We start from the raw sequence: 23,821 nt of genomic DNA, 5'->3' as shown, positions 1-23,821 counted from the left end.
CAAGAGGCTTCACTAGAATTTTCTAGATAAGCCTCTTTTTCCATTTATTCTCACTCATTCATGCCACTAGACCTTACATTGCTAGCCTTTATTTAATCGTATAACGAACACTTGAAGTATTTGAGATCGAAAGCTGATGAGTGCCTTTGCCGATCAGTAGGTCTCTAGGTTGACTAGAAACTTTCTGTGAATCAGAGGGGCTTCCTTCCTCATTGTCTATTGTCCCATCCATTTCTTGACCTTCAAAAAAATCAACCCCGACGGCAGCAACGTTCACATCACTATCACCGTCGAGCATTAGCGTAAGATCTGATGCTCGGTCGATATTCCAATCATTACGAATCGAACGGGGCTTTATCGTAAGCGAATTGTGGAAAGCATCCACTTCTAATGCCACATGAGTGGGTATAAGTATGGTGGCTGTTAACTCGGTTTGCTCGCTAAACATTCCATATGAATTCGATGGCATTCCTTTTAATTGAAGATAGATCGTATCGCCCTTTTTCTCTGCTACCATATAGTCTTTCCATTCTTCCAGTAGCTTCTCTTTTTTTCCTGTGACCGCTTCGTAGACCCCAAACATTGAAACCTCTTGTTCGGTTGTCCCTTCAATCGTAATCGGATACCTGTTTGTCTGTATTACAATTTTCTTTACATTTCTATCAACAGGCATCTCAAAACCTGGGAGTTCAAAGGATCTTTGCTCTCTGTTTAATACTTCTTCTACCTTGTCTGTTAGACCAATCGATTGTAAAATTGCAAATCCTATCCCGATTGTTCCAATCACACTAACGAATAGAATACTAAGAATATCGTATCTTAACAAAGGCTTTTCCGATTTAGATAAAAACAAGAAAGCTAATATTTCAATTCCTAACACGACTAATATGATGGGCCACCACGACATCATGACATGAAGTAAATCGAATTCAAAGATTTGCGATAAAAATAAATAGATTCCTAGGAATAAGAGTGATGCCCCCATTGAAAAAGTACCGACTCGCCACGTTCTCATTTACATCCCGCCTTCTTGTTCATTGGATATTTTGTTAGACTTGCTTCCAACTAATAGCTTAATTCCTCCACCAATTAGAAGAAGACAAACAACCCCAGTTTGAAAATAAAGATCAAACCAATAGGTAAGATTGATATTCAACATGTCGTTAAAAACAGGGGAAAGGGCTGGGAGAAACATATTGACTGTTAGATAATAGAGCCCAAGTGCTACAAGCCCAATACCAAGCCATTTTTGATGATTAATTAACTGAGAAATAATTGGTGCATCTTCTAATGCTTCATGATTGTATTTAGAAGCTTTTTGGAGTCCATCGAAAAAGCTATAAAACCAAATAATTGGTATAAGGAACAGAAAGATTCCTAAACGCAATACATCTAAAATATAGATAGAGAATAGAAAAGCAGCCATTAGCTGAACGCCTCGCTTTTGGAGCCCTAAATAAAGATGTCCAGCTCCCGGGAAAATGGATAGAAAGGTCGCAATGGATTTGCTCTTTTTCCCATCCTCCCTTTTGGTTTCAAAATCCTCTAGAATCGTACGATCAACTAGCAGCTCTCCTTCTTGCTTTCTCTTTAAATGCTGCATTGCATCAAAGAAGCCGTAAAACCAAATCACTGGCAAGATGGCAAGAAAAACTAAAAACTCTCCTCTTGATGTCAAAAAGGAAACGAAGAAGATCATCATCGCCACTCCTAAAAAACTAGCTAAGAGCGTCATGCCTCGGTTCATGAGCCCGAGCTGAAAATGACCGACACCTGGAATGAACGAAAGAATAATGGTAAAGAATCGCTCCGATTCCTCCGTCCCGTCTCCGTATGCTTGACTTGGAGCTTCTCCTCCTCTTTGATAGAGCTTCGAAGCTGTTATGGCCGTATCGACTATGTTAATTAAATAGAGGATAATACCAGCAATAACAAAGATCATCGCAATGTCATGGGCCCAATTTGCCACCAAAATAATGGTAAGCGCAATTAGTATCATTTCAGAAAAAAGATATGCTAATCCTCTGAGCACCTTTTTTAAATACAGAAGACCTCCACCAGGGAAAAAGGCCAATAGAAAAGCAATAATTGGATTCTTCATTATTTACTCGCCTCCTTGTTTTTTTGTTCTATCGAATTCATCCAAGAGAATGTATGATTCATCATTTCTTCTGTAAATGAGGGTCGTGTCTCTTTAGGATTTTGCACGGTATCCACATATTGTAGGACCGACTGAAAAACTCCTGTTGTCATTAAAAGCAAGGTCATCGCTGCGGCTACCGCATAATGAAAGATAGCTGATTGATAAAGGGGCTTCCTCTCTCCGCTCTGCTTCTGTTGACTCATTTCTCCATCGCTCTTCCATCCAGCAACCTGAGACATAATAAGCTCGGTAAATTCCTCATCATTGGATAGTGTAGGAAGCTGATCTTCTTGTCCTTCAATAGCTGCATAGTATAAAGATAAACACGTATCACATGAATATAGATGATCCTCAACCTCTTCTCTTTCATGTTCATTCATTTCGTCCCGTACGTATCTCAACATGTCTGCTTCTGAATAATGCGTCATGAAAAATCGTCCTCCTTCCAATGCTGTTTCATCCAATGTCTAGCTCGATAAAGCTTCGTCTCAACCGTTTTCACCTGAACCTGTTGCTCCTCTGCCATTTGCTGATAGCTTTTTTCTTCAATATAAAATCCATAGATTACATCTCGATAATTTGTTGGTAGCTCGTTCATTCGTTTTTTTATCAGATCATGCTGCTCTTTTTTGATAATAGCTGATTCCACCGTTTCTTGCTCAGCAGGAAGCTCAAAAGCCGTGATACGATCAGAAACCTCCTCACGCCTTCGTTCTCGCTTCCTTTTCACATCAATTGCATGGTTCACGGCAATTCTCGTCATCCACGTCTTTAACCCTTGATTTTCATATTGGGGGAGAGAGGTGTAGATTTTCATAAAAGCTTCTTGTGTTGCATCTTCTGCCTCTTTCTGATCTCGCAATACGGCATAAATAACACGAAATAAATCATTTCGGTACTTTTCAACCAACACACGAAACGCATGATCACTGCCTTCCATCACTTTACTAACTAGTGTATGATCTCGAATCTCTCTCCCCCCCTTTAGACCGATTCATAGAAATAGACGAAGAAACATCGGAAAACCCCTACAGTTTTACTAAAAAAAGATTTTTCATTCTATGAGTTATGTGAAGAAGTGAGTAGAATCAGAGTCGTTGCTAAGAAAGATTCGCACAATAGAAAAGCGTGCAGAACCTTAATTGGTGCTGCACGCTCCTACAATCACTTCTTTAAAAGTTCATCTGTATAAACAATAGTGGCAAATTCATTTGAAAGTATAGCAAGCTCTGTTTGATGAATTTGCTCAGCTGAATAATGTTCTCCCTTTAGTCCTTGTCGTTCGAAAGCGGCGGTTGCATCTTCAACGAGCTCAACTTGAAATCCGAAGTTTCCTGCCATTCGAACTGTGGTTGAAACACAATGAGGAGTAGTGAGCCCAAAGATGACAAGCTCTTTAATTTGAAGCTTTCCCAAATAATCCTTTAAGTCCGTTCCAATAAATGCACTATTAACATATTTTTGAAAAACAGGTTCCCCTTCAAGTGGTTCAAAGCCCTCCCTGAAAGAATGCCCTTCACTTCCTCTATAAAACAAGGACTCTTTCTTCTCAGATGTATGTTGAATATGGATGATTGGTAAACTAGATTTCCTCCACTTTTTCAACAATGCTTGGCCGTTTTCTTCAGCAAGTGGATTGTTCCGTTCACCCCAAGAAGGGTGAAGAAATGCTTGTTGAATATCGATTACAATCAATGCTTTCGTCATCTATATGAACCTCCTTCTACTTCTTTAAAATACAAACGGTACAATTATGGGCTAAATTGAATTCGTATGCCTCACCAAACTCTGTTTTCAACGTATTATAGACAGCTTCTATCGCTTGATTTCGCTCGGCCTCTCCTAAACTAGCAATATAAGAAAGCGAAGCAACTCGCTCCATCCAGCTATTTACTGTAAATTCACTTTTATAGTCAAGCTGATAAAAATCCTTTAACTTAAAGCCTGCCGAATTCCAGTCCTCGAACCATTCGACCGGAAACCCATTAATCCGCTGTTTGGAACCTGCTTTGGTTCCGACTGGTTTGATTTCCACATAGTTTTCTAGTATTCGAAAAGTGGAGGATACAATAGGATGTGGGGGTACAAATCCAGAGTCGATTACAATCAGCAATCCCTTGTCCTTTAAGATCCTCTTCATCTCATAACTAGCTTCCTTGCTATTAAACCAATGCCATGCCCTAAGCACAGTCACCATATCCAACTGGTTAGACGGAAGACCTGTGTCCTCTGCTTTCCCATGAATATAAGAAATATCATACAATCCCTTTTGGTTGAATCGAATAGCCTCTTCAATTAGTTCATGTGAGAAATCAACGCCAGTAACTTTTGCTTTCCGAAGCTTTAATTTTCTCGTTAAAACACCGGTACCACAACCAATGTCCGCCATCACTTTTCCTTCAAATGTGACCCCTCGATAATAGAGACTTTCAAATAAACTTGCAGGGATATCATTACGTGCCTTGTTATAGTGGGCGACTACTTTTCCAAAATCGACTCTTTCCATTTCCCCTCACCACCATAGTATTCAGATTATTAAAACAAATATCATTCCCATTCACATTATATGGTAAAATGAATGTATTCTCAACGAGCAGTGTCGAAATTTGTTTCACATTCTGCTCTTGTTGTTTTTTAAATGGAGGATGTCAATGGAGTGGATATTTTTTGTAAGCGCTTATTTACTTGGGTCAATACCTACCGCTCTACTAGTCGGGAAACTGTATTTTCAAATTGATATTCGAAACCACGGAAGTCATAACCCAGGTGCAACCAATACATTGCGTGTACTTGGAAAGAAAGCTGCTATTGGCGTTCTGTTGATTGATGTAGGGAAAGGTGCTTTAGCGGCAAGTCTCCCCCTTTTATTTGAACTGAACGTCGAACCTCTCTACCTTGGTCTTGTAGCTGTCATTGGTCATTGCTTTCCAGTGTTTGCTGGCTTTCGAGGAGGGAAAGCCATTGCTACAACGGCTGGAGCTCTACTCATCGCGAACCCTTGGGTGTTTTTATTTACCTACCTGACTTTCTTATTCGTTATCTATCTAACAAAGTATGTATTTCTTGGTTCGATCTCTGTCGGGGTCGCTCTACTCATCTACTCTTTATTTATCCCTGGTAGCCAGGATGAACTTATCTTTTCGTTATTTTTGTTCTTTCTAATTTTCTTACATCGCACAAACATTCGAAATTTCCTAAACGGAGAAGAACCAAAAGTGAATGATAAAAACCTTAAGAATGACCGTGTACCCCCAAAAGGGTGAAATATCGAAAGATGAACAAAGCACAGCCTTTATAGCTGTGCTTTGTTCTTTCTAACAGGGATATACAAATCGACTTTACATTTCCCCTCCGGATCCTCAGCGGGATTGTTCATATTGAATTCTAGAGGAACCCTATCCTCATCTGCAATATATAAGCTATTAGGCAGCCATTGTTCATATAGTTCTGAATAGGCGGATGATAGCTTTTCTGGTTTGTCATAGAATTTGTATAAAGCGTACGACCCTTCTTCTAACCTCTTGAACTGCCTATCTGGATGATGTTCCTTTGGAAAACCTTCTGGAATAGTCACACATGCATCGTGACGGCAATCTTTCCCTTCAACCATTTGGGGGTTGTCTAACGAAATGCCAATAAATGATTGCTGAGGAGGATACAATTGATTTTCAAATGCCCACCTCAGCAATTGATCCCAATGGCCTTGGTGCTCAAAATAACTACCCGTTCTTCTAATATAAGCAACTTCATACGCCGGCAACTCTATGACCTTAATCTCCAAACTCTTCATTCCTCCTATTGTAAAACTGATTCATATACTATTCGATTTTTCTTTCATCATTTCCTGCCACAAAACAAGTACTGTTTGTTAAATTTTAATTTACCTACAAATCAATTTAAGATATAATATTCCTCATTTTCAAAAATGCATAAATATAAATATATAGCTAAATCCCTATATATATCCTCCAAAATATGACAACCCCTATCCCCTTCGTGAAGTATTGTAGTAAAGCTTTTTATTATTATTTTTTTATAATTCACTAGTAAAAAAAATGTCGCCAAATGATGCATATTGATGATAGAATATTGCATATATAAAAAACATTTTTGCAATTAGTTTTGCACGATAGCAAAGGGGGAAAACTTATGTCGAATGAGTTTTATCAGATATTGGCGATTGGCTTGTATATGGCTGGTATGCTATTAATCGGTTGGTACTCTTATCGAAAGACACGCAATTTAACGGACTATATGCTTGGAGGTCGTTCATTAGGACCCGCTGTTACAGCCTTAAGTGCTGGTGCAGCTGATATGAGTGGTTGGTTATTAATGGGCTTACCTGGGGGAATTTATGTAAGCGGTTTAGCAGACGCTTGGATTGCTGTTGGATTAACAATTGGAGCATATGCTAACTGGTTATTTGTTGCACCACGTTTACGCTCTTACACACAAGTAGCAAATGACTCTATTACGATTCCAGGCTACTTAGAAAACCGTTTCAAGGATCAAACAAAGCTTCTACGTATTGTATCTGGTATGGTTATTTTGATCTTCTTTACATTTTATGTATCTTCCGGAATGGTTTCTGGAGCAGTCTTCTTTGAGAACTCGTTTGATCTAGATTATCATACAGGCTTACTCATCGTTTCTGGTGTTGTTGTGGCATACACATTATTCGGTGGATTCTTAGCAGTAAGTTATACTGATTTCATTCAAGGGTTAATGATGCTTCTTGCTCTCATACTTGTACCAGTTTTAGCTATTACACAAACAGGTGGTCCTGCGGAAACATTTGAAACTGTTCGCATGGTTGACCCTGCCCTGCTTGATTTCTTTAAAGGAACGACATTACTTGGAATTATTTCCGCAGCCGCATGGGGATTAGGATATTTCGGACAGCCACATATCATCGTTCGCTTTATGGCAATCACATCTGTTAAAGAAACGAAAAGCGCTCGTCGGATTGGCATGGGCTGGATGATTCTATCTTTAATCGGAACTATTTTCACGGCTTTAATCGGGATTGCTTTCTTTGAGAAGAACACACAATATACCCTGAACAATCCCGAAGCTATCTTTATTGAATTAGGGCAAATCTTATTCCACCCCGTATTCGCTGGTTTCTTATTAGCTGCAGTCTTAGCTGCTATTATGAGCACAATCTCTTCTCAGCTTATCGTTACTTCAAGTGCACTTACTGAAGACTTATACAAAGTACTTTTACGCAAAGACGGTACAGATAAAGAGTATGTGTTCTTCGGCCGTATGGCAGTACTAGTTGTTGCAATTATTGCTGGGGTATTAGCTTGGGAACAAAACAACACGATTTTAAGTCTAGTCGCATATGCATGGGCAGGATTTGGAGCATCTTTCGGTCCAGTCATCATCCTAAGCTTATATTGGAAGAAGATGACGAACTGGGGTGCTGTTATCGGGATGATTACGGGAGCACTAACAGTTATCATCTGGAAAAACGTTGGATTAGGAGACACGATGTACGAAATCGTACCAGGCTTTGTCCTAAACTTTATTATCGCAATTATTGTCAGCTTAATTACTTATCGTAAAAATGAAGAAATCGAAAAAGAATTTGATGAAAGTGTTCGTCTATTAAAAGGCGATTAAACCGAAAAGACTGTAGACAATGTCTACAGTCTTTTCTTTCCATTAAAGCGAAAGCGCTGGATTCGGAACACTTTCTTTGATGACTCCGAATTTCCCCCAAACCTGCTGCACCCTTCATTTTGTCATATCATCTTCTAGCCTTACCTTGAGAATGACATACACCCTCTCCATAACTTTATCGCAAGAACTATGCCGCTAATTATCAAGACGCCGGTCGTGCGGCCACCCCTTTGAATAGTTCTTTAATCGTACGTCCTTTCAGACTTAGTTCATTCTTTTTAAACTCATAACATCGTCACTCTAGTGGAGATTTTCCCAGGTTTCTTTTCCCTAGTGATACGCATCACAATTTCACCCTGACCTCTATGGTACATTGTGATTGAGAAATATTATCATTGTTTTTTAAGAGGTGGCCTGTATGGAAAAAATCATAGACTTAACACATTCTGTATGTGAAATCTGTACCCAGTATCCCGATATCCTCCCGCTTATGCAGAAACTCGGATTCGAGAACATCACCAAGCCCGGCATGCTACAAACAGCAGGGCGTGTGATGACCATCCCAAAAGGCTCCAGGATGAAGGGAATTCCGCTGGAAACAATCTTAGATGCTTTTCAAAAGGCAGGATATACGATAAAAGAGTGAAGGAGAGTTACCATGAGTGAAATGATCAATAACCGTGAGCGTCAGGACATTCCGGCTTCTGAACGGCAAGCCATTCTAAAAGAGATCATCAAGGACTTGCATAACGGAAAAAGCGTTGAGGAAGTCAAAGCCAGATTTGCGGAAGCAGTAGGAAGCATCACTGTTGCGGAAATCTCCCAGCTTGAGCAAGCTTTGATGGAGGAAGAGGGCATCCCGGTCGAGGAGGTCCAAAGTTTATGCTCAGTCCATGCAGCCATCTTCAAGGGTTCCATTGAAGACATCCATCGCCCCGAGAAGCCTGAACAGCAGCCGGGACACCCTGTCCATACGTTCATGCTCGAAAACAGGGAAATTGATAAGCTTGTAAACTTCAAAGTACAGCTGCATTTTGAACGGTTTGAGAGAGAAGACAGTGAAGAAAACGTATATAAGCTAATAGAGGATCTTAACCTATTGCTGGATATTGACAAGCATTACAGCAGGAAAGAGAATCTCCTCCTTCCTTACCTTGAAAAATACGGTATCCTCGGACCGACCCAGGTCATGTGGGGTGTGGACGACCGAATCCGCGACGCCATTAAGGATGCCAAAAGGAAGCTCTCAAACTATAACGGAGATAAGCAAGCAGTCAGCGAGGTGATGAATTACGTCATCAGAGAAGTCAGCGAAATGATTTTTAAAGAAGAAAATATACTATTCCCAATGGCTTTACAGACATTGACGGAGGATGAATGGGTTAAAATCGCCCACGAAAGCGATCAGATTGGTTTTTGCTTGACTGGCCCTGCAGCTGAATGGAAACCAGAGAGGAAAGAAATAGGCGAGGATGCCATGACGGATGGTTTCATTCGGATGGAAACTGGAATTTTATCACTTAAACAACTGGAGTTGCTGATGAATCACCTTCCTGTGGACATTACGTTCATTGACAAAGAGGATGTCGTTCGCTATTTTTCCCACGGCAAGGAACGTATCTTCGCACGGACCAAGGCAGTTATCGGCCGTACCGTCCAGAACTGCCACCCACCTCGCAGCGTCCATACCGTCGAACAGCTGCTGAAGGACTTCAAATCAGGGAAGAGCGACTGCGAAGATTTCTGGATTAGGTTCCAGGACAAATATGTGTTCATTCGTTACTTTGCGGTACGCGACGACAACGGCGAATACATGGGTACGCTTGAATTCACGCAAAACATTGCTCCAATCCAAGAAATTACCGGTGAGAAACGAATTTTATCATAAGAGGTGAAAAAAATGAGCAAAGATTTGGTCGATAAAATATATGAAGTGCTTGAAGAAGTAGAAGATCCAGAGCTCGGAATCGATATCGTCAATCTCGGGCTTGTATACGAAGTGAACATAGATGAAGAAAAAAACGCGGTCATCAAAATGACGATGACCTCAATGGGATGCCCGATGGTAGGCGAGATTATGACCGAATCCCAAATTAGACTGGAGTCGAGAGTCAAGGAACTGAACAGCATTAAGATTGACCTCGTCTGGAGCCCCCCCTGGTCCAAGGACCATATGTCCAGGTATGCCAAAATTGCGCTTGGTGTCCACGGCTGATCGGCTGTCAGACACGGTTTGGAGGAATCACTGTGAGCTTTTATGGATTGTTGAGCAAGTATTATGATGATATTTTTCCAGCAAACAAAGACCAAATTGATTTTTTGACTGAAGAAATGGCAGGGTGCCAAACGCTGATTGATATTGGTGCGGGAACCGGGAATGCCGCTGTGTCGTTGGTCCGCCTTGGACACAATGTGGCCGCTCTTGAATACGACAACAGCATGAGCGAACAAATTAGGGAGAAAAATCAGGATGTTTCCGTGATCACCGGGGATATGCGAAAGTTAAATGAGTTCTTCTCAGCCCCATTTGATGGCGCCTACTGTATAGGAAACACGCTAGTCCACCTATCTGATGTCTCAGAAATTAGCGAAGTCCTTGCCCAAATTGCCGGGCTTCTTCCTTCAGGTGCTCCCTTAGTTCTGCAACTCGTGAACTATGACAGGATATTAACTGACACGATTGACTCCTTGCCAACCATCAAAGTGCCGTCTAAAAAACTGAGCTTTCATCGTGGGTATGAACTGGAGGGCAATAGAATTTCTTTCACAGGAACGTTGGTTATGGACGGTCAATCTTTCTCAGAGAAAACCTTACTTTATCCATTGACCTCGGGTGAACTGACCAAGCTTCTTCAAGAAGATGGATTTACGGATATTTCCTTGTACGGTGATTTTAAGAGAAGTCCCTATTCAAAGGAAAACTCGCCGGCACTAATTGCTGTTGCAAGGAAAGGTTATTGAATGAGAGTGAGCCCTCAGCCGCAGTTCAAAGGCGAAGGGCTCTTGAGATGCTCGCATACTTACTCTGCGGATGGGAACCACGCTACTCACTCTGGATGGAAAATTGCTGAAAAATTTATCCCTTAATCAATCAACTACCATTATCCCACACGCATGGTTATAAATTATCATTCAAATGGGTGAATAAGTGTCTAACCTGAAAGAAAAACCCTTGAACAAAGACAAACTAAGTGATTAGAGCGGAAGGTGCTTGTCTCCTGGGGAATTTGCGTTACAACCAAGACCCCATAGGCAAATGAAGAGGCTTGGCGAACGCCCCTTAAAGCAAACGCTTGCAGTGGAAATCACCGTTTTCTCCATTCCATTATCTTTATTATTACAACATTAAGATTTATCGATTTTGACAGTAAACCTCTAGCACTTCTTTCACTCGCTCCGCATTTTCTCCGTTTGCATCTATATAATAATGATCTCCTTCAAGCTTACTTGAGAAATCATCAATCCCCTGTCTTTTTAGAAATTCGTCGACATCACGTAGATCATCTAGCTGATGATACAACGTCTTATACCCGATAAAATCCTCATTTACATATAGTTCATATTGATCCTCAGCTAATTTCGAAACCGCATAATCACGTCCTTCAAATGCTTCTCTCCCATAGCCAAGAGCTTGATACTTTGGATCTGTCATTCCTACTCACTCCTACCAAACAGTCTCTAGTAACATTATTTCCTTAAATAATCGCTGTATAAATGGAATATTGTAGAAATACAACGTCAAAACATATCTTTTCCTGGGAAATTATCAGGGTATATGTCGAAAAAGGGCTGATGGTAATCCCATCAACCCTTCATCCGTTATCGTTTTTTTATTTCTTCTAATAAAATCTTATTCAACACTGAAGGATTTGCTTGCCCTTTGGTTGCTTTCATAATTTGACCAACAAGGAATCCAACTGCTTTTTCTTTCCCGTTCTTATAGTCTTCTACCGATTGAGGATTCTGATCAAGAGCCTCTGTTACAAACTTTCTAAGTTCACTTTCATCAGAGATTTGCACTAGCCCTTTCTCTTTTACGATTTTCTCTGCTTCTCCACCATTTTCAATTAGTTCTTTGAAAACCTTCTTCGCTATTTTAGAAGAAATCGTTCCGTTTTCGATCAGTTTGATCATACCTGCTAATCCCTTTGGAGTTAAAGCTACTTCTTGGAGCTCTTTTTGCTCCGCATTCAAGTAAGCTGAAACTTCTCCCATGATCCAGTTGGATGCTTGCTTCGCTTCTGCTCCCGAATTTACGGTCTCTTCAAAGAAGTCAGCCATTTCTTTCGTTACCGTTAATACTGCTGCATCATAAAGTGGTAGACCAAGTACGTCCATATAGCGTTTCTTTCGTTCATCTGGAAGCTCGGGAATTTCCTGACGAATTCGTTCTTTCCACTCTGCATCAATATGAATATCCAATAGATCTGGCTCTGGGAAATAACGATAATCGTCAGATCCTTCCTTCACACGCATAAGTAAAGTAGCCCCTGTCGATTCATCATACCGGCGTGTTTCTTGTTGGATTTCTCCACCTTCTTCTAGAACTTCTTCTTGCCTCTTAATTTCGTATTCCAAACCTCTTCGCACAAAGTTAAAGGAGTTTAAGTTTTTCAGTTCCGTCTTCGTACCAAATTCCTTTTGTCCTACCGGACGAATAGACACGTTCGCGTCACAACGAAGAGAGCCTTCTTCCATTTTACAATCAGATACACCTGTGTATTGAATAATTGATTTAAGCTTTTCTAAATAGGCATAGGCCTCGTTCGGCGTACGAATATCAGGCTCAGATACAATTTCAATTAGCGGTGTCCCTTGACGATTGTAATCAACGAGAGAATAGCCTTTCTCATGGTTAAGCTTCCCTGCATCCTCTTCTAAATGAATTCGCGTAATACCTATTTTCTTTTTATAGCCATCCACTTCAATTTCTATCCAGCCATGTTCACCAATTGGCTTATCAAATTGTGAAATTTGATAAGCCTTCGGGTTATCTGGATAAAAATAGTTTTTTCGATCAAATTTTGTCACGTCAGCAATTTGGCAGTTGAGCGCCATAGATGCTTTCATGCCAAATTCAACTACTTTTTTATTGATAACAGGAAGTACTCCTGGATATCCTAAATCGATTACCGTCGTATTTGTATTAGGTTCTGCACCAAAATGGTTTGGACTATTCGAGAAAATTTTTGAGTCGGTTTTTAATTCAACATGCACTTCTAAGCCTATGACCGGTTCATATTTCATTGCTTCCTCACCCCTTACAATTGTGGTCTTTGTTTATGAAAATCGGTTGCTTGCTCGAATGCATGTGCAACACGATAAACGGTACCTTCATCAAAATGCTTTCCGATGATTTGTAATCCGAGCGGTAAACCATTAGCAAATCCGCATGGAACAGAAATCCCAGGAACACCCGCTAAGTTTACTGGAATCGTTAAGATATCATTCGCATACATCGTTAATGGATCATCCATATTTTCTCCGATTTTAAACGCAGGTGTAGGCGTAGTTGGCCCAATAATCACATCATATTTTTCAAATACATTTTCAAAATCCTGCTTAATTAACGTCCGAACTTTTTGTGCTTTTTTATAATAGGCATCATAATATCCAGAGCTTAACGCAAAAGTACCAAGCATAATTCTACGTTTTACCTCTTCCCCAAACCCCTCTGAACGCGTATTCTTGTAAAGTTCCATTAAAGTATCTGCATTCGGAGAACGATAACCATAGCGGACTCCATCAAAGCGTGCAAGGTTTGCTGATGCTTCTGAAGAAGCTAAAAGGTAATACGTAGCTAGTGCATATTTAGAATGCGGCAAGGATACTTCTTCCCACGTAGCACCTAGCTTCTCAAGTACCTTTAAGCTATCGAGTACTGATTGTCGCGCTTCTTCTCCTACCCCTTCTCCTAAATATTCCTTAGGAACGGCAATTTTCAAGCCTTTGATGTCACCAGTTAATGAATCAACAAAGCTTGGCACCTGTAAATTAGCAGATGTAGAATCCATTGGATCTTGCCCTGAAATGGCTTGTAATAAATAAGCATTATCTTCAACTGTTCTTGTAATTGGTCCAATTTGATCTAGAGATGACGCAAATGCCACAAGACCAAAGCGTGATACTCGTCCATAGGTTGGCTTTAGTCCGACCACACCACAAAATGCAGCTGGTTGACGGATCGATCCTCCTGTATCAGAACCGAGAGAAAACGGTACCTCACCAGCTGCAACTGCTGCTGCTGATCCACCCGATGAACCTCCTGGCACTCTTTCTAGATTCCATGGATTTTTCGTTTTCTTATAAGCTGAGTTTTCATTAGAAGAGCCCATTGCGAACTCATCCATGTTGAGCTTTCCAATTGTAATCGTCTCAGCATTATGTAATTTTCTCATGACGGTTGCATCATAGATTGGATCGAAGCCCTCGAGTATTTTACTCGCACAAGTCGTTTGTAAATCCTTTGTTACAATATTATCTTTGATCCCAATTGGCATCCCAAATAAAAGCCCTTTTGAATCGTCTGTACCTAAGCGTTGGTCATATTCCTTCGCTTGTTGACGGGCTCTTTCTTCATCTAATGTTAAAAACGCCTCGACCTGCCCATCTACCTCTTGAATTCTTTTATAGGCTTCATCCACAAGGTCTGTTACACGTATTTCTTTTTTATGTAATAGCTGGTGAAGATCAGCTACTTTATAATGGAATAAACTCATCTTTTCCCCTCCTTACTCGATAATGGACGGAACCTTTATTTGTCCTGCCTCTGATTCTGGTACATTTCTAAGCACTTCTTCTTGAGTCAACCCTTTGCCTGCTTGATCTTCCCGCATGACGTTCTTCATATCTAGTACATGAGAAGTGGGCTCCACTCCTTCTGTGTCCACTTCCTTCAGCTGCTCTGCTGCTGAAATAATTGCATCTAGGTTTTTCTGAAACTTTTCTGCTTCCTCTGCTGTTATCGCCAATCTTGCCAAATGGGCAACATGCTTTACTTGATCAATCGATATTCTCGACATCTCTTCACCCCCATATTTGTTCGAACAATCACATAATATTAATAATGATAATATCAAAATTTACTATATTAAAGCAACAACACCTTTCTTTTCCTACTAAAAAAGTAGCGTGCATACGCTACTTTTTTGAATACTATATACAGCCTAAGAAATCTGTTTATGAAAACAGCTTATGAAAAAGGGAAGCAATACCTTTTGGTTTTTGCTGTGGTTCGATATCTACTTTCTTTTTCACATAAATTTCTTCTTGGTCGATGGCATAGTCAAAGGCTAGTACAAGACCGATTTCGGAATTATGCTCTTGATTTGTCACAATTGTATATTCGATCTCAAATTTATTTGCTTCCTTTATATATCTTGAGAGGTACTCATAATTCATATGTCCGTTTAGGAATAAATGAGCTTGTGTATTTGCTTTAAAGGCATCGACTACCTCTGGATAAATTTTATTTTCGCGTAGCTGCCCTTGCGTAAGAGCAATCACAATTCGTTCCCGTAGTGTTCCAAGGAACTTCCTTCGTTCATCAGGCTTTGTTTCCTTTTGCCCATAGATTCCTTGCTTTATATAATCATCTACATTTGATCGATCCATCGGTTTCCTACCCCTCTCGCAATCGTCTCGCTATTATTATGTATGTATTTTTACTAAAAGAGTGTACGTTTAAACTGAATGCAAGAAAAAAAAGATCAGCCCCATTGTAACACGTTTCGTGTGAGGGCTGATCTTTTTATTGATATTATTTCGCTGAAGTAAATTGCTCTTCTTCTGTTGAGCCTTTAAGCGCAGTTGTTGAAGAGGTTCCACCTGTGATAACCATTGATACTTGATCAAAGTAACCTGTACCTACTTCGCGTTGGTGTCTAGTTGCAGAATATCCGTATTGCTCACTGCCAAACTCAGCTTCTTGAAGCTCAGAGTACGCTGCCATTCCTCGATCCTTGTAGCCACGTGCTAGCTCAAACATGCTGTAATTTAGAGCATGGAATCCTGCAAGTGTAACGAATTGGAACTTGTAACCCATTCTCCCAAGCTCCACTTGGAACTTCGCAATTGTTTCATCGTCCAGCTTCTTTTTCCAGTTGAAAGATGGTGAGCAGTTATATGCTAGTAACTTTCCTGGGAACTTCTCATGAATTGCTTCGGCAAATCGTCTAGCTTCGTCTAAATTAGGCTCAGATGTTTCACACCAGATCAAGTCAGCGTATGGAGCGTATGCTAATCCACGTGCAATTGCTTGGTCAAGACCTGCATTTGTACGGAAGAAGCCTTCTGGTGTACGTTCACCCGTAATAAATGGAGCATCACAAGGATCTACATCACTTGTAATTAAATCTGCTGCATTGGCATCCGTACGAGCAATGACAAGTGTCGGAGTCCCCATTACATCTGCAGCAAGACGTGCAGAAATTAAGTTTCGAACCGCTGTTTGTGTTGGTAGTAAAACCTTTCCGCCTAAATGCCCACATTTTTTCTCTGAAGAAAGCTGGTCCTCAAAGTGAACTCCTGCAGCTCCTGATTCGATCATGCCTTTCATCAGCTCGAATACATTCAATTGTCCTCCAAAGCCTGCTTCTGCATCAGCCACAATCGGTGCAAACCAGTCAATAGAATTATCCCCCTCCGAATGGTGGATTTGATCCGCTCGCTGAAGCGCTTGGTTAATTCGCTTAACTACATTTGGTACGCTATTTGCTGGATATAAGCTTTGGTCTGGATACATATTTCCAGATAAGTTTGCATCTGCTGCAACCTGCCAGCCACTTAAATAGATTGCTTTTAATCCTGCTTTTACTTGTTGAACCGCTTGATTCCCTGTTAATGCACCTAAAGCATTTACATAATCCTCTTCATTTACAAGCTGCCATAGCTTTTCAGCTCCACGGCGAGCCAAAGTATGCTCTATATCAATTGAACCACGTAATTTAATTACTTCTTCAGCTGTATATGGTCTCTCAATCCCACTCCAGCGCTTATCCATTTCCCAGCTTTCTTCTAACTGTCTTACTCTTTCGTTTGTCATGTATAAAATCCTCCTTTAAATATATGTCTATGAATCTTTCAAAATGGCTTCTCAAATTCTAGTCATCTCAGAGGTGTAATTTTTTTATCCAATTTATTGTCCTTTCTGATCACCTCTTGTTATAATACAAATTAATTTCTATGTTTTGTATTATATAACAGCATTTTCTAAAATGGAACCCTTTTTATAAGATTTTTCTGAAATTTCATTCGACAACTGTTCCACTGCTGTATTAGTGATAAGCGATTGTGCGACTCTCCGATACCAAATCCTGAAGTTACCCTATATCTTTTCCGATTGTACACCCTTCGTTTTATGTAGAACCGTTCATTTAAAGAGCATAATATGGATGATTAGGCTATCCCAGCGAATTGAGTGAGTGAAGCGGATGATATCTGCGATTTCTCAGTGGAAATCAGTGAAATTGAAATGATATCAGCTAAAATCCATCGATATCCGCGAAATTTGAGATTTATTAGCAATTTCCATTTATGAACTGGCTTCCTTCCGCTCTTTAATATATTCGTGGCTTAACCTAAAATATCCGTAACTATTTTGAACAAATCCGTAACTCTCAGCAACATTTCCGTGACTTTAACCCATATATACGTATTTCACCAAAAGCACCTAACCTAAAGGAGCTCAAGCCACGTCGTGCTCCCTTGCTAAGGCGAACTGCCACTGCGACACATAAAAAAGCACCCCTTAGGGTGCTTTCGTTTAAGACACTTGTTTATATTCTTTTGCCTTTTTATGTTTGAAGCCAAAGAACCACCAGTTCCAATCGCCTAGTAGCTTCATTAATGCAGGGACGAGCACCATACGGACAATGGTGGCATCGACGAAAATAGCCAGCGCGATGCCGACACCCATTTGCTTCACTGGCATAACTCCAGTAAAGGCAAAGGCTCCTGTTACAACAATCATAATAAGTGCTGCTGATGTAATGATTTTACTCGTTGATGTTAGTCCTTTCAGCGTAGCGGTTGTATTATCAAGTGTTTCGTTATACACTTCATGAATTCTCGAAATGAGGAACACTTCATAGTCCATCGATAATCCAAAAACTAGGCTAAAAACAAACACTGGGAGAACAAGGGCAATATCGGTTGCCTCTATCCCAAAGTGACCCCCTTGAAAAATCCAAACGACTATTCCGAACGTAGCGGTTAAGCTTAAAATATTCATGATGATTGCTTTAATTGGAATTAACAGCGACCGAAAGGCCACCATTAAAATCAAGAAGGTTGAGATTAAGATGAGTGCCAACCCATATGGAGCTTTTTCAAAAATCTCATCAAAGATTTCTTGCTCAAATTTGATTTGGCCACCAAGATAAATTTCTAATTCAGTGCTTTCTGTTTTCCATTCACTTACCCATTTTCGCATAGAGCTTGTCGATTCATCCTTGTTTAAATACACGTGCAAGAGCATTTTTTCACCACTAGTATAATATTCTACAGCAGGAGCAATACTTCTTGAATCACTTTGTTGAAGGATATACGAAAGTTCCTCTGCTTGTTCAACATTAAAAGCCGAATAGATAGACTCAATTGAATCCACGATTTCTTCTTTATGCAAATCATCTAAAAGTATATCTATATCCTCTAAATTGGCCGAATCAAGGATTTCTCCCTTCCCTTCCGCAACGATAACGACTCTATTTGCATCTGAACGGTTTTCCTCAATAAAAGCTTTTTCAAAGGCATCAAACGCAACTCGTGATTCATAGTTAGGCGGCAGGGCCTCTGTTCCTGGAACGGATAGATTCATATCCTTTACGGGAAGTAAGCCTCCAATTAAGATGGTTAGACCTAGAATCGCCATCATCACAGGGCGCTTCATCACTAGCTTCGCGAATGACTCCCATGCAGTTGCGCGCTTCTTGTTCATTTTTAATACACTTAATGAATTAATTTTCTTTCCAAGCATCCCGAGTATCGCAGGTAATAACGTTATTGCAGCAAGCACCGACACAAAGACAACTGACATTCCGCCAACAGCTACATTTTGAAAAATATCTATTTGAATAAATAGCAAGCCTGATAGACCGATAAACACACATAGGCCTGAGAAGATGATTGAACGCCCAGCTGTAGCAACGGTTACAGCAACAGCCTCTTGAATAGACCTATTGTTGATTTCTTCCTTAAACCGATTAATGACTAATAAAGCAAAATCAATGCTAAGTGCTAATCCAATCATCGGTACAATATTCAATATGAAGATGGATAGGTCCATTTGATAACTCATAAAGTAGGTGATTCCCATCGAAGTCAAAATAGTGACGACCCCGATTACCAGTGGAATGCCAGCTGCTATTAGGCCTCCAAAAGCTAGCAGTAGCACGACTAATGCAATTGGTAGTCCGATCATTTCTGCCTTCGCAAGGTCATCTTGACTCGCTTGGTTTAAATCCTTCACGATTACAGGCTCGCCAGTCAATTGAACCTTCATCCCCTCTTCTTGCCTTAATCCTTCTCGTAGCTCTGTAATCGCGTCTCCTACCTCTTCTGCTCCTTTGTTAAGATTCAGAACAGCATAGGCCATGTCCTTCTTTAACATATCCTCTCTATTTAATGGAGAGACCGCTTCATCTACGACCTCTAGCTCGCTCGCCATCTCTAAATGCTCCCCGATAAAAGTCTTAAACTTTTCATCTGAGATTTCAGCTTCTTTTTCAAAAAATAGGATGATCGAGGATTCTGCTTGATTGAAATCCTCTTGAAGAATTTGCTTTGTTTTTCTAAATTCTCCATCGTATTCAAAACCATTTCCACCTAATACAGAGGGAAGCTTAACAGCGTAAAAACTAAAAAAGCCAATCACTAGCACCCATATAATGATAATGATTTTTCGAAAACGGTAAACGCCATTTCCCCACTTTATCATCCCTATTCCTCCTTCATCAAAAGACACTTCTTCTATTATGTAGGGGAAAATCACATTTGTATAGTAACTTCCATCAACCTCCTAATATAAAAAATCCCGCACACATAAATCGTGAACGGGATGACACTTAGTTTACAAATCTTGCTCAATTGCTTCATTAAACTCTTCTTTAATAACCTTTTTCGGCTCGCGACCAATTAAGCTAAAGATGATAATTGCGACGAATGCTAATATGAATCCTGGAACAATTTCATACAGTTCAAATGGAATAATCCCTCTTTCTGTTAGCTGTTTCCATACGACAACGGTTACAGCTCCAGTAACCATCCCTGCTAGAGCTCCATTTCGATTCATCCTCTTCCAATAAAGGGACATAATCACCACTGGACCAAAAGCAGCTCCAAAACCGCCCCATGCGTAGCTCACAAGATCAAGTACAGAAGCTCCGCCTTTTTCTGGGTTACCATTATACGCTAATATAATTGAAACAAGTGCAATTACGATTACACCTATTCGTCCGACCCATACAAGCTCTTGATCACTTGCATTTTTTCTAAATAGAGCTTTGTAAAAATCCTCTGCTAACGCACTTGAGGAAACAAGTAATTGAGAATCAATAGTACTCATAATTGCTGATAGAATCGCTGCAAGTAAAATCCCAGATACCCATGGATTAAATAATAGATCCGCAAAGAAAATAAATACTTTCTCACTATTATCTACATCTCCAACAATAAGCGGATCGTTTGCAAAGGAAGCAATCCCTACAAGTCCGACCACAATGGCGCCGACTATGGATATTGTCATCCATGTCATTCCATAAAATCGAGCTTTCGGAACCTCCTCAACCGATTTAATAGCCATAAAGCGTGTAATAATATGTGGTTGTCCGAAATATCCTAGTCCCCATGCCATAAGAGAAATGATTCCTAATCCTGACATTGTATCTACTGCGTCTAGGTAAGACGGATCTATTTGTCTAACCTTATCCATCGTCTCTCCCCAGCCGCCAAGATCAACAATTGCGATAATAGGTACCACAATGAGTGCAAGAAACATCAATAAGCCTTGGAAGAAATCCGTCCAGCTTACCGCTAAAAAACCACCAAGGAACGTATACGAAATGATCACAATCGCTCCAATTAATAACGCGGTATTATAAGTCATCCCAAAGGTTTCTTGGAAAAGAAGGGCTCCTCCCACAAGACCTGATGACGCGTAAAATGTGAAAAAGATTAATATTACGAGAGCAGATATCACACGTAATAAACGTGATCGATCCTTAAAGCGGTTTTCAAAAAAGTCGGGGACCGTGATTGAATCGTTTGAAACCTCGGTATAGGAGCGTAATCTTGAGGCAACAAATTTCCAGTTTAAATAGGCACCAATTAGTAAACCTACACACATCCAAATTGAATCTAATCCTGTGGCATACGCTAATCCAGGTAACCCTAGTAATAACCATGAACTCATATCAGAAGCACCTGCGCTTAATGCGGTTACTCCCGGTCCTAAGCTTCTTCCTCCTAATACATAGTCAGATAGATTACTAGTTAACTTGTATGATACTAATCCAATGATCAGCATTGCTACTAAATACACAATAAAGGTTATTAACGTTGCAGTTTCCATTGATTTAAAGCATTTCTCCTTCCAATACATAAATTTTGCTATAGACGAATGCAGGTTCTTTCTATTCATTATTTATGAGAAAATATACAATTTAATCTCTTTCAGACAGATAGAATATACCATTCAACCAAAGCCCTAACTCGCCACAACGCTATAAATCGTAACATAGTTTTCACCTTATAACAAAGTGAAAATTCAGATAACCTGAAGTGAAATGAATAATAATACAAAATATTTGCATATATTTTTATGAAATCGTTTACATTTTAATATCTATTCAGAGAAATTTATAAAATTAAGTTACTAAATTGATGAATTTTCAATAAAAAACAAGGAAAGAGTGAGCTGATACAAGCAGCTCACTCTGGAATATAGAAAATAGAAGGGGGCGCTCTTTTTTTAAAAATTCTCGTCTTCAACGCGCTTATGATGGCCTTTTGGCTCTAGTTTTCTTCTACTTTTGGTCTTCATCTGCCTTATGATGGCCTTTTGCCTCTAGTTTTCTCCTACTTTTGGTCTTCATCGACCTTATGCTGGCCTCTTAGCACTTGTTTTCTCCTACTTTTGGTCTTCATCTGCCTTATGATGGCCTTTTTACTCTAGTTTTCTTCTAGTTTTGGTCTTCATCGGCCTTATGACGGCTCTTGTTTTTTGCTATTTTTGGGTCTTCATCGCCTAAGGCTCGCGCGCTCTCCAAGTCTATAGTTTCTTATCTTTCATTCAATTCCCTTAGGCGTCAATCGCCTTCCGCTTCTTTCTTGTATGCAAATTCCGTTACATCGCCGCCTTGGCCTCTTCAAATTCATCTTCAATTTCCTTAGGCGGTGCTTTTGTTGCAAGGCTAAAGATTATTATGCTTAATGTACAAATGAGAAAGCCAGGAACAATCTCGTATATTTCAAATAAGCCTCCAGATAGCTGCTTCCATACGATGACGGTGATCGCTCCACTTATAATACCTGCCAATGCTCCATTTCGGTTCATCCGCTTCCAGAAAAGAGAGAGAATAATGACCGGTCCGAAGGCAGCACCAAATCCTCCCCATGCATAGCTGACTAGACCTAGAACAGAGCTTTCTGGATTCATCGCTAGCACGATCGCAATGATGGCGATTACAACTACGGAGATTCGCCCAACCCATACTAGCTCTTTTTCACTTGCATTTCGTTTAAAGATCGCTTTATAGAAATCTTCTGCCACTGCACTTGATGAAACAAGCAACTGAGAATCTATCGTACTCATAATCGCTGATAATATAGCAGCGAGTAAAATTCCCGCTACCCATGGGTTAAATAATACTTGCGTAAAATCAATGAATACCGTTTCTGGGTCTGATAATGGCATATCAGCAAAGTAAGCAATCCCTGCAAACCCAGTAAATACAGCACCAAATAACCCTAGTACCATCCACACGACTCCAATTAAACGTGCTTTAGGAACGTCCTTTGTTGATCGTAACGCCATAAACCGCGTGATTATATGTGGTTGACCAAAATACCCTAACCCCCACGCCATAGAAGAAATGATTCCAATCGCCGTCGTCCCCGCAAAAACATCTAAGCCTTCAGACTTTAATGATCCTACTGTCTGCACGGCTTCGTTCCATCCACCTACTTCATTGATTGCTGCAATGGGCACTATGATCAAGGCAAAGAACATTAATATCCCTTGAACAAAATCTGTCCAACTTACCGCGAGGAAACCTCCTAGGAAAGTATAAGAAATAATGACGATTGCACCAATCCAAAGGGCAGTTGAGTATTCCATTTCAAAGGAACTCTCAAACAGCTTGCCGCCGGCTACCATCCCAGAAGAAGTATAGAAGGTAAAAAACAGCAAGATTACTAATGCAGAAAATACACGTAAGAGCTTTGAACGATCACGAAAGCGATTTTCCAAATAATCCGGAATTGTAATTGAATCCCTTGATACCTCTGTGTAAGCTCGGAGGCGTTTCGCTACAAATTGCCAATTGAAATACGCCCCAATAGCCAAACCTATACAGATCCAAATACTCGAAAACCCAGCGACATACGCGGCCCCTGGTAGACCTAGTAATAGCCAACCGCTCATATCAGACGCACCAGCACTTAATGCTGCTACTCCAGGTCCTAACGTTCGCCCACCTAATACATAATCTGATAAATTATTGGTCATTCGGTAAAATAAAATTCCAATTGCAAGCATCCCAGTTAAATATACAATAAATGTAACTAACGTTGGCATTGACATATAAAATTACTCCCTCCTCTCAGTGAAATACGTGATAATTGATAGCAAGATTAACAATGGCATCGGTACAAACAGCCAAAAGATTGTCGCAGCTGAAAGGTCCATCCTTTCACCTCCTTTTGTCCCCTTTATTATTGCTTATGCAGTCTGTACACTGAATATGAGGCTTTCTACAAGATTACAAGATCTGCATTCCATCTTTAGCTTTATCTGGTACTAATCATAATGCCGTTTGGTAGCGTCGGTATCTA

At 40.2% G+C, this 23,821-nt stretch carries 22 protein-coding genes; 6 read left to right on the top strand and 16 right to left on the bottom strand.

Annotated features, from left to right (window positions below; all coding sequences use genetic code 11):
- Positions 1 to 88: 88 nt before the first annotated feature.
- The 6 genes from LS684_RS02475 to LS684_RS02450 form a co-directional block, all read right to left on the bottom strand.
- A complete protein-coding gene (locus tag LS684_RS02475) occupies positions 89 to 1,015 on the bottom strand; it encodes a hypothetical protein (RefSeq protein ID WP_233809613.1) in 927 nt (308 codons plus the stop codon).
- Positions 1,016 to 2,104, bottom strand: a complete 1,089-nt coding sequence (locus LS684_RS02470) for a hypothetical protein (RefSeq protein WP_233811520.1) — start codon at positions 2,102 to 2,104, stop codon at positions 1,016 to 1,018. It abuts the gene before it with no gap.
- Positions 2,101 to 2,571 (bottom strand): anti-sigma factor family protein, encoded by a 471-nt coding sequence (locus tag LS684_RS02465; protein WP_233809611.1) that lies wholly within the window; start codon positions 2,569 to 2,571, stop codon positions 2,101 to 2,103. The genes LS684_RS02470 and LS684_RS02465 overlap by 4 nt, the downstream gene beginning before the upstream one ends.
- Positions 2,568 to 3,083 (bottom strand): sigma-70 family RNA polymerase sigma factor, encoded by a 516-nt coding sequence (locus LS684_RS02460; RefSeq protein WP_233809609.1) that lies wholly within the window; start codon positions 3,081 to 3,083, stop codon positions 2,568 to 2,570. The genes LS684_RS02465 and LS684_RS02460 overlap by 4 nt, the downstream gene beginning before the upstream one ends.
- A gap of 224 nt (positions 3,084 to 3,307) precedes the next feature.
- A complete protein-coding gene (locus LS684_RS02455) occupies positions 3,308 to 3,850 on the bottom strand; it encodes a cysteine hydrolase family protein (protein WP_233809607.1) in 543 nt (180 codons plus the stop codon).
- A gap of 16 nt (positions 3,851 to 3,866) precedes the next feature.
- A complete protein-coding gene (locus LS684_RS02450; protein ID WP_233809605.1) occupies positions 3,867 to 4,649 on the bottom strand; it encodes a class I SAM-dependent methyltransferase in 783 nt (260 codons plus the stop codon).
- Between the two features lie 145 nt (positions 4,650 to 4,794).
- On the opposite strand from LS684_RS02450, the gene plsY reads away from it, so the two are divergent.
- Positions 4,795 to 5,406 (top strand): glycerol-3-phosphate 1-O-acyltransferase PlsY, encoded by a 612-nt coding sequence (gene plsY / locus LS684_RS02445; RefSeq protein WP_233809603.1) that lies wholly within the window; start codon positions 4,795 to 4,797, stop codon positions 5,404 to 5,406.
- Between the two features lie 29 nt (positions 5,407 to 5,435).
- On the opposite strand, the gene LS684_RS02440 is transcribed toward plsY, so the two are convergent.
- Positions 5,436 to 5,924 carry an AraC family transcriptional regulator gene (locus LS684_RS02440; protein ID WP_233809602.1) on the bottom strand — a complete coding sequence of 163 codons (489 nt, stop codon included), beginning with the start codon at positions 5,922 to 5,924 and terminating at the stop codon, positions 5,436 to 5,438.
- A gap of 368 nt (positions 5,925 to 6,292) precedes the next feature.
- Between LS684_RS02440 and putP (LS684_RS02435) the strand changes: the two genes are divergently transcribed.
- The 5 genes from putP (LS684_RS02435) to LS684_RS02415 all read left to right on the top strand — a co-directional run bounded on the left by putP (LS684_RS02435) (position 6,293) and on the right by LS684_RS02415 (position 10,732).
- A complete protein-coding gene (gene putP, locus LS684_RS02435; protein WP_233809600.1) occupies positions 6,293 to 7,771 on the top strand; it encodes a sodium/proline symporter PutP in 1,479 nt (492 codons plus the stop codon).
- A 418-nt stretch (positions 7,772 to 8,189) separates the two neighbouring features.
- Positions 8,190 to 8,417, top strand: coding sequence for a DUF1858 domain-containing protein (locus LS684_RS02430; protein WP_233809598.1), 228 nt, complete (start codon positions 8,190 to 8,192; stop codon positions 8,415 to 8,417).
- A gap of 12 nt (positions 8,418 to 8,429) precedes the next feature.
- Positions 8,430 to 9,659, top strand: coding sequence for a DUF438 domain-containing protein (locus tag LS684_RS02425; RefSeq protein ID WP_233809596.1), 1,230 nt, complete (start codon positions 8,430 to 8,432; stop codon positions 9,657 to 9,659).
- 12 nt (positions 9,660 to 9,671) lie between these two features.
- Positions 9,672 to 9,986, top strand: a complete 315-nt coding sequence (locus LS684_RS02420) for a metal-sulfur cluster assembly factor (protein WP_233809594.1) — start codon at positions 9,672 to 9,674, stop codon at positions 9,984 to 9,986.
- Between the two features lie 32 nt (positions 9,987 to 10,018).
- Positions 10,019 to 10,732, top strand: coding sequence for a class I SAM-dependent methyltransferase (locus LS684_RS02415; protein ID WP_233809592.1), 714 nt, complete (start codon positions 10,019 to 10,021; stop codon positions 10,730 to 10,732).
- Between the two features lie 391 nt (positions 10,733 to 11,123).
- On the opposite strand, the gene LS684_RS02410 is transcribed toward LS684_RS02415, so the two are convergent.
- The 9 genes from LS684_RS02410 to putP (LS684_RS02370) all read right to left on the bottom strand — a co-directional run bounded on the left by LS684_RS02410 (position 11,124) and on the right by putP (LS684_RS02370) (position 23,570).
- On the bottom strand, positions 11,124 to 11,423 hold the full coding sequence (locus LS684_RS02410) for a hypothetical protein (protein WP_233809590.1): 300 nt from the start codon (positions 11,421 to 11,423) through the stop codon (positions 11,124 to 11,126).
- Between the two features lie 167 nt (positions 11,424 to 11,590).
- Positions 11,591 to 13,018, bottom strand: coding sequence for an Asp-tRNA(Asn)/Glu-tRNA(Gln) amidotransferase subunit GatB (gatB, locus tag LS684_RS02405; RefSeq protein WP_233809588.1), 1,428 nt, complete (start codon positions 13,016 to 13,018; stop codon positions 11,591 to 11,593).
- Positions 13,019 to 13,032: 14 nt separating this feature from the next.
- Positions 13,033 to 14,490: an Asp-tRNA(Asn)/Glu-tRNA(Gln) amidotransferase subunit GatA gene (gene gatA, locus LS684_RS02400; protein WP_233809586.1), complete on the bottom strand. Its 1,458-nt coding sequence runs from the start codon at positions 14,488 to 14,490 to the stop codon at positions 13,033 to 13,035.
- 12 nt (positions 14,491 to 14,502) lie between these two features.
- Positions 14,503 to 14,793 (bottom strand): Asp-tRNA(Asn)/Glu-tRNA(Gln) amidotransferase subunit GatC, encoded by a 291-nt coding sequence (gene gatC / locus LS684_RS02395; RefSeq protein WP_233809584.1) that lies wholly within the window; start codon positions 14,791 to 14,793, stop codon positions 14,503 to 14,505.
- 157 nt (positions 14,794 to 14,950) lie between these two features.
- Complete coding sequence (locus LS684_RS02390; RefSeq protein ID WP_233809582.1) at positions 14,951 to 15,385, bottom strand: YueI family protein; 435 nt, start codon at positions 15,383 to 15,385, stop codon at positions 14,951 to 14,953.
- Between the two features lie 145 nt (positions 15,386 to 15,530).
- A complete protein-coding gene (gene aceA, locus LS684_RS02385; RefSeq protein ID WP_233809580.1) occupies positions 15,531 to 16,814 on the bottom strand; it encodes an isocitrate lyase in 1,284 nt (427 codons plus the stop codon).
- Positions 16,815 to 17,534: 720 nt separating this feature from the next.
- Positions 17,535 to 19,706 (bottom strand): MMPL family transporter, encoded by a 2,172-nt coding sequence (locus tag LS684_RS02380; RefSeq protein ID WP_233809578.1) that lies wholly within the window; start codon positions 19,704 to 19,706, stop codon positions 17,535 to 17,537.
- Between the two features lie 132 nt (positions 19,707 to 19,838).
- Entirely contained in the window at positions 19,839 to 21,338 is a 1,500-nt protein-coding gene (gene putP, locus LS684_RS02375) for a sodium/proline symporter PutP (protein WP_233809576.1), read from the bottom strand.
- 774 nt (positions 21,339 to 22,112) lie between these two features.
- The gene (gene putP, locus LS684_RS02370; protein WP_233809574.1) at positions 22,113 to 23,570 is read right to left on the bottom strand and encodes a sodium/proline symporter PutP; all 1,458 of its coding nucleotides are present in this window, start codon (positions 23,568 to 23,570) and stop codon (positions 22,113 to 22,115) included.
- Positions 23,571 to 23,821: the final 251 nt, after the last annotated feature.

The sequence above is a fragment of the Cytobacillus spongiae genome, from assembly GCF_021390075.1.
Note: the sequence above shows the minus strand (reverse complement) of the source record. Positions and strands in the feature narration are given on the sequence as shown.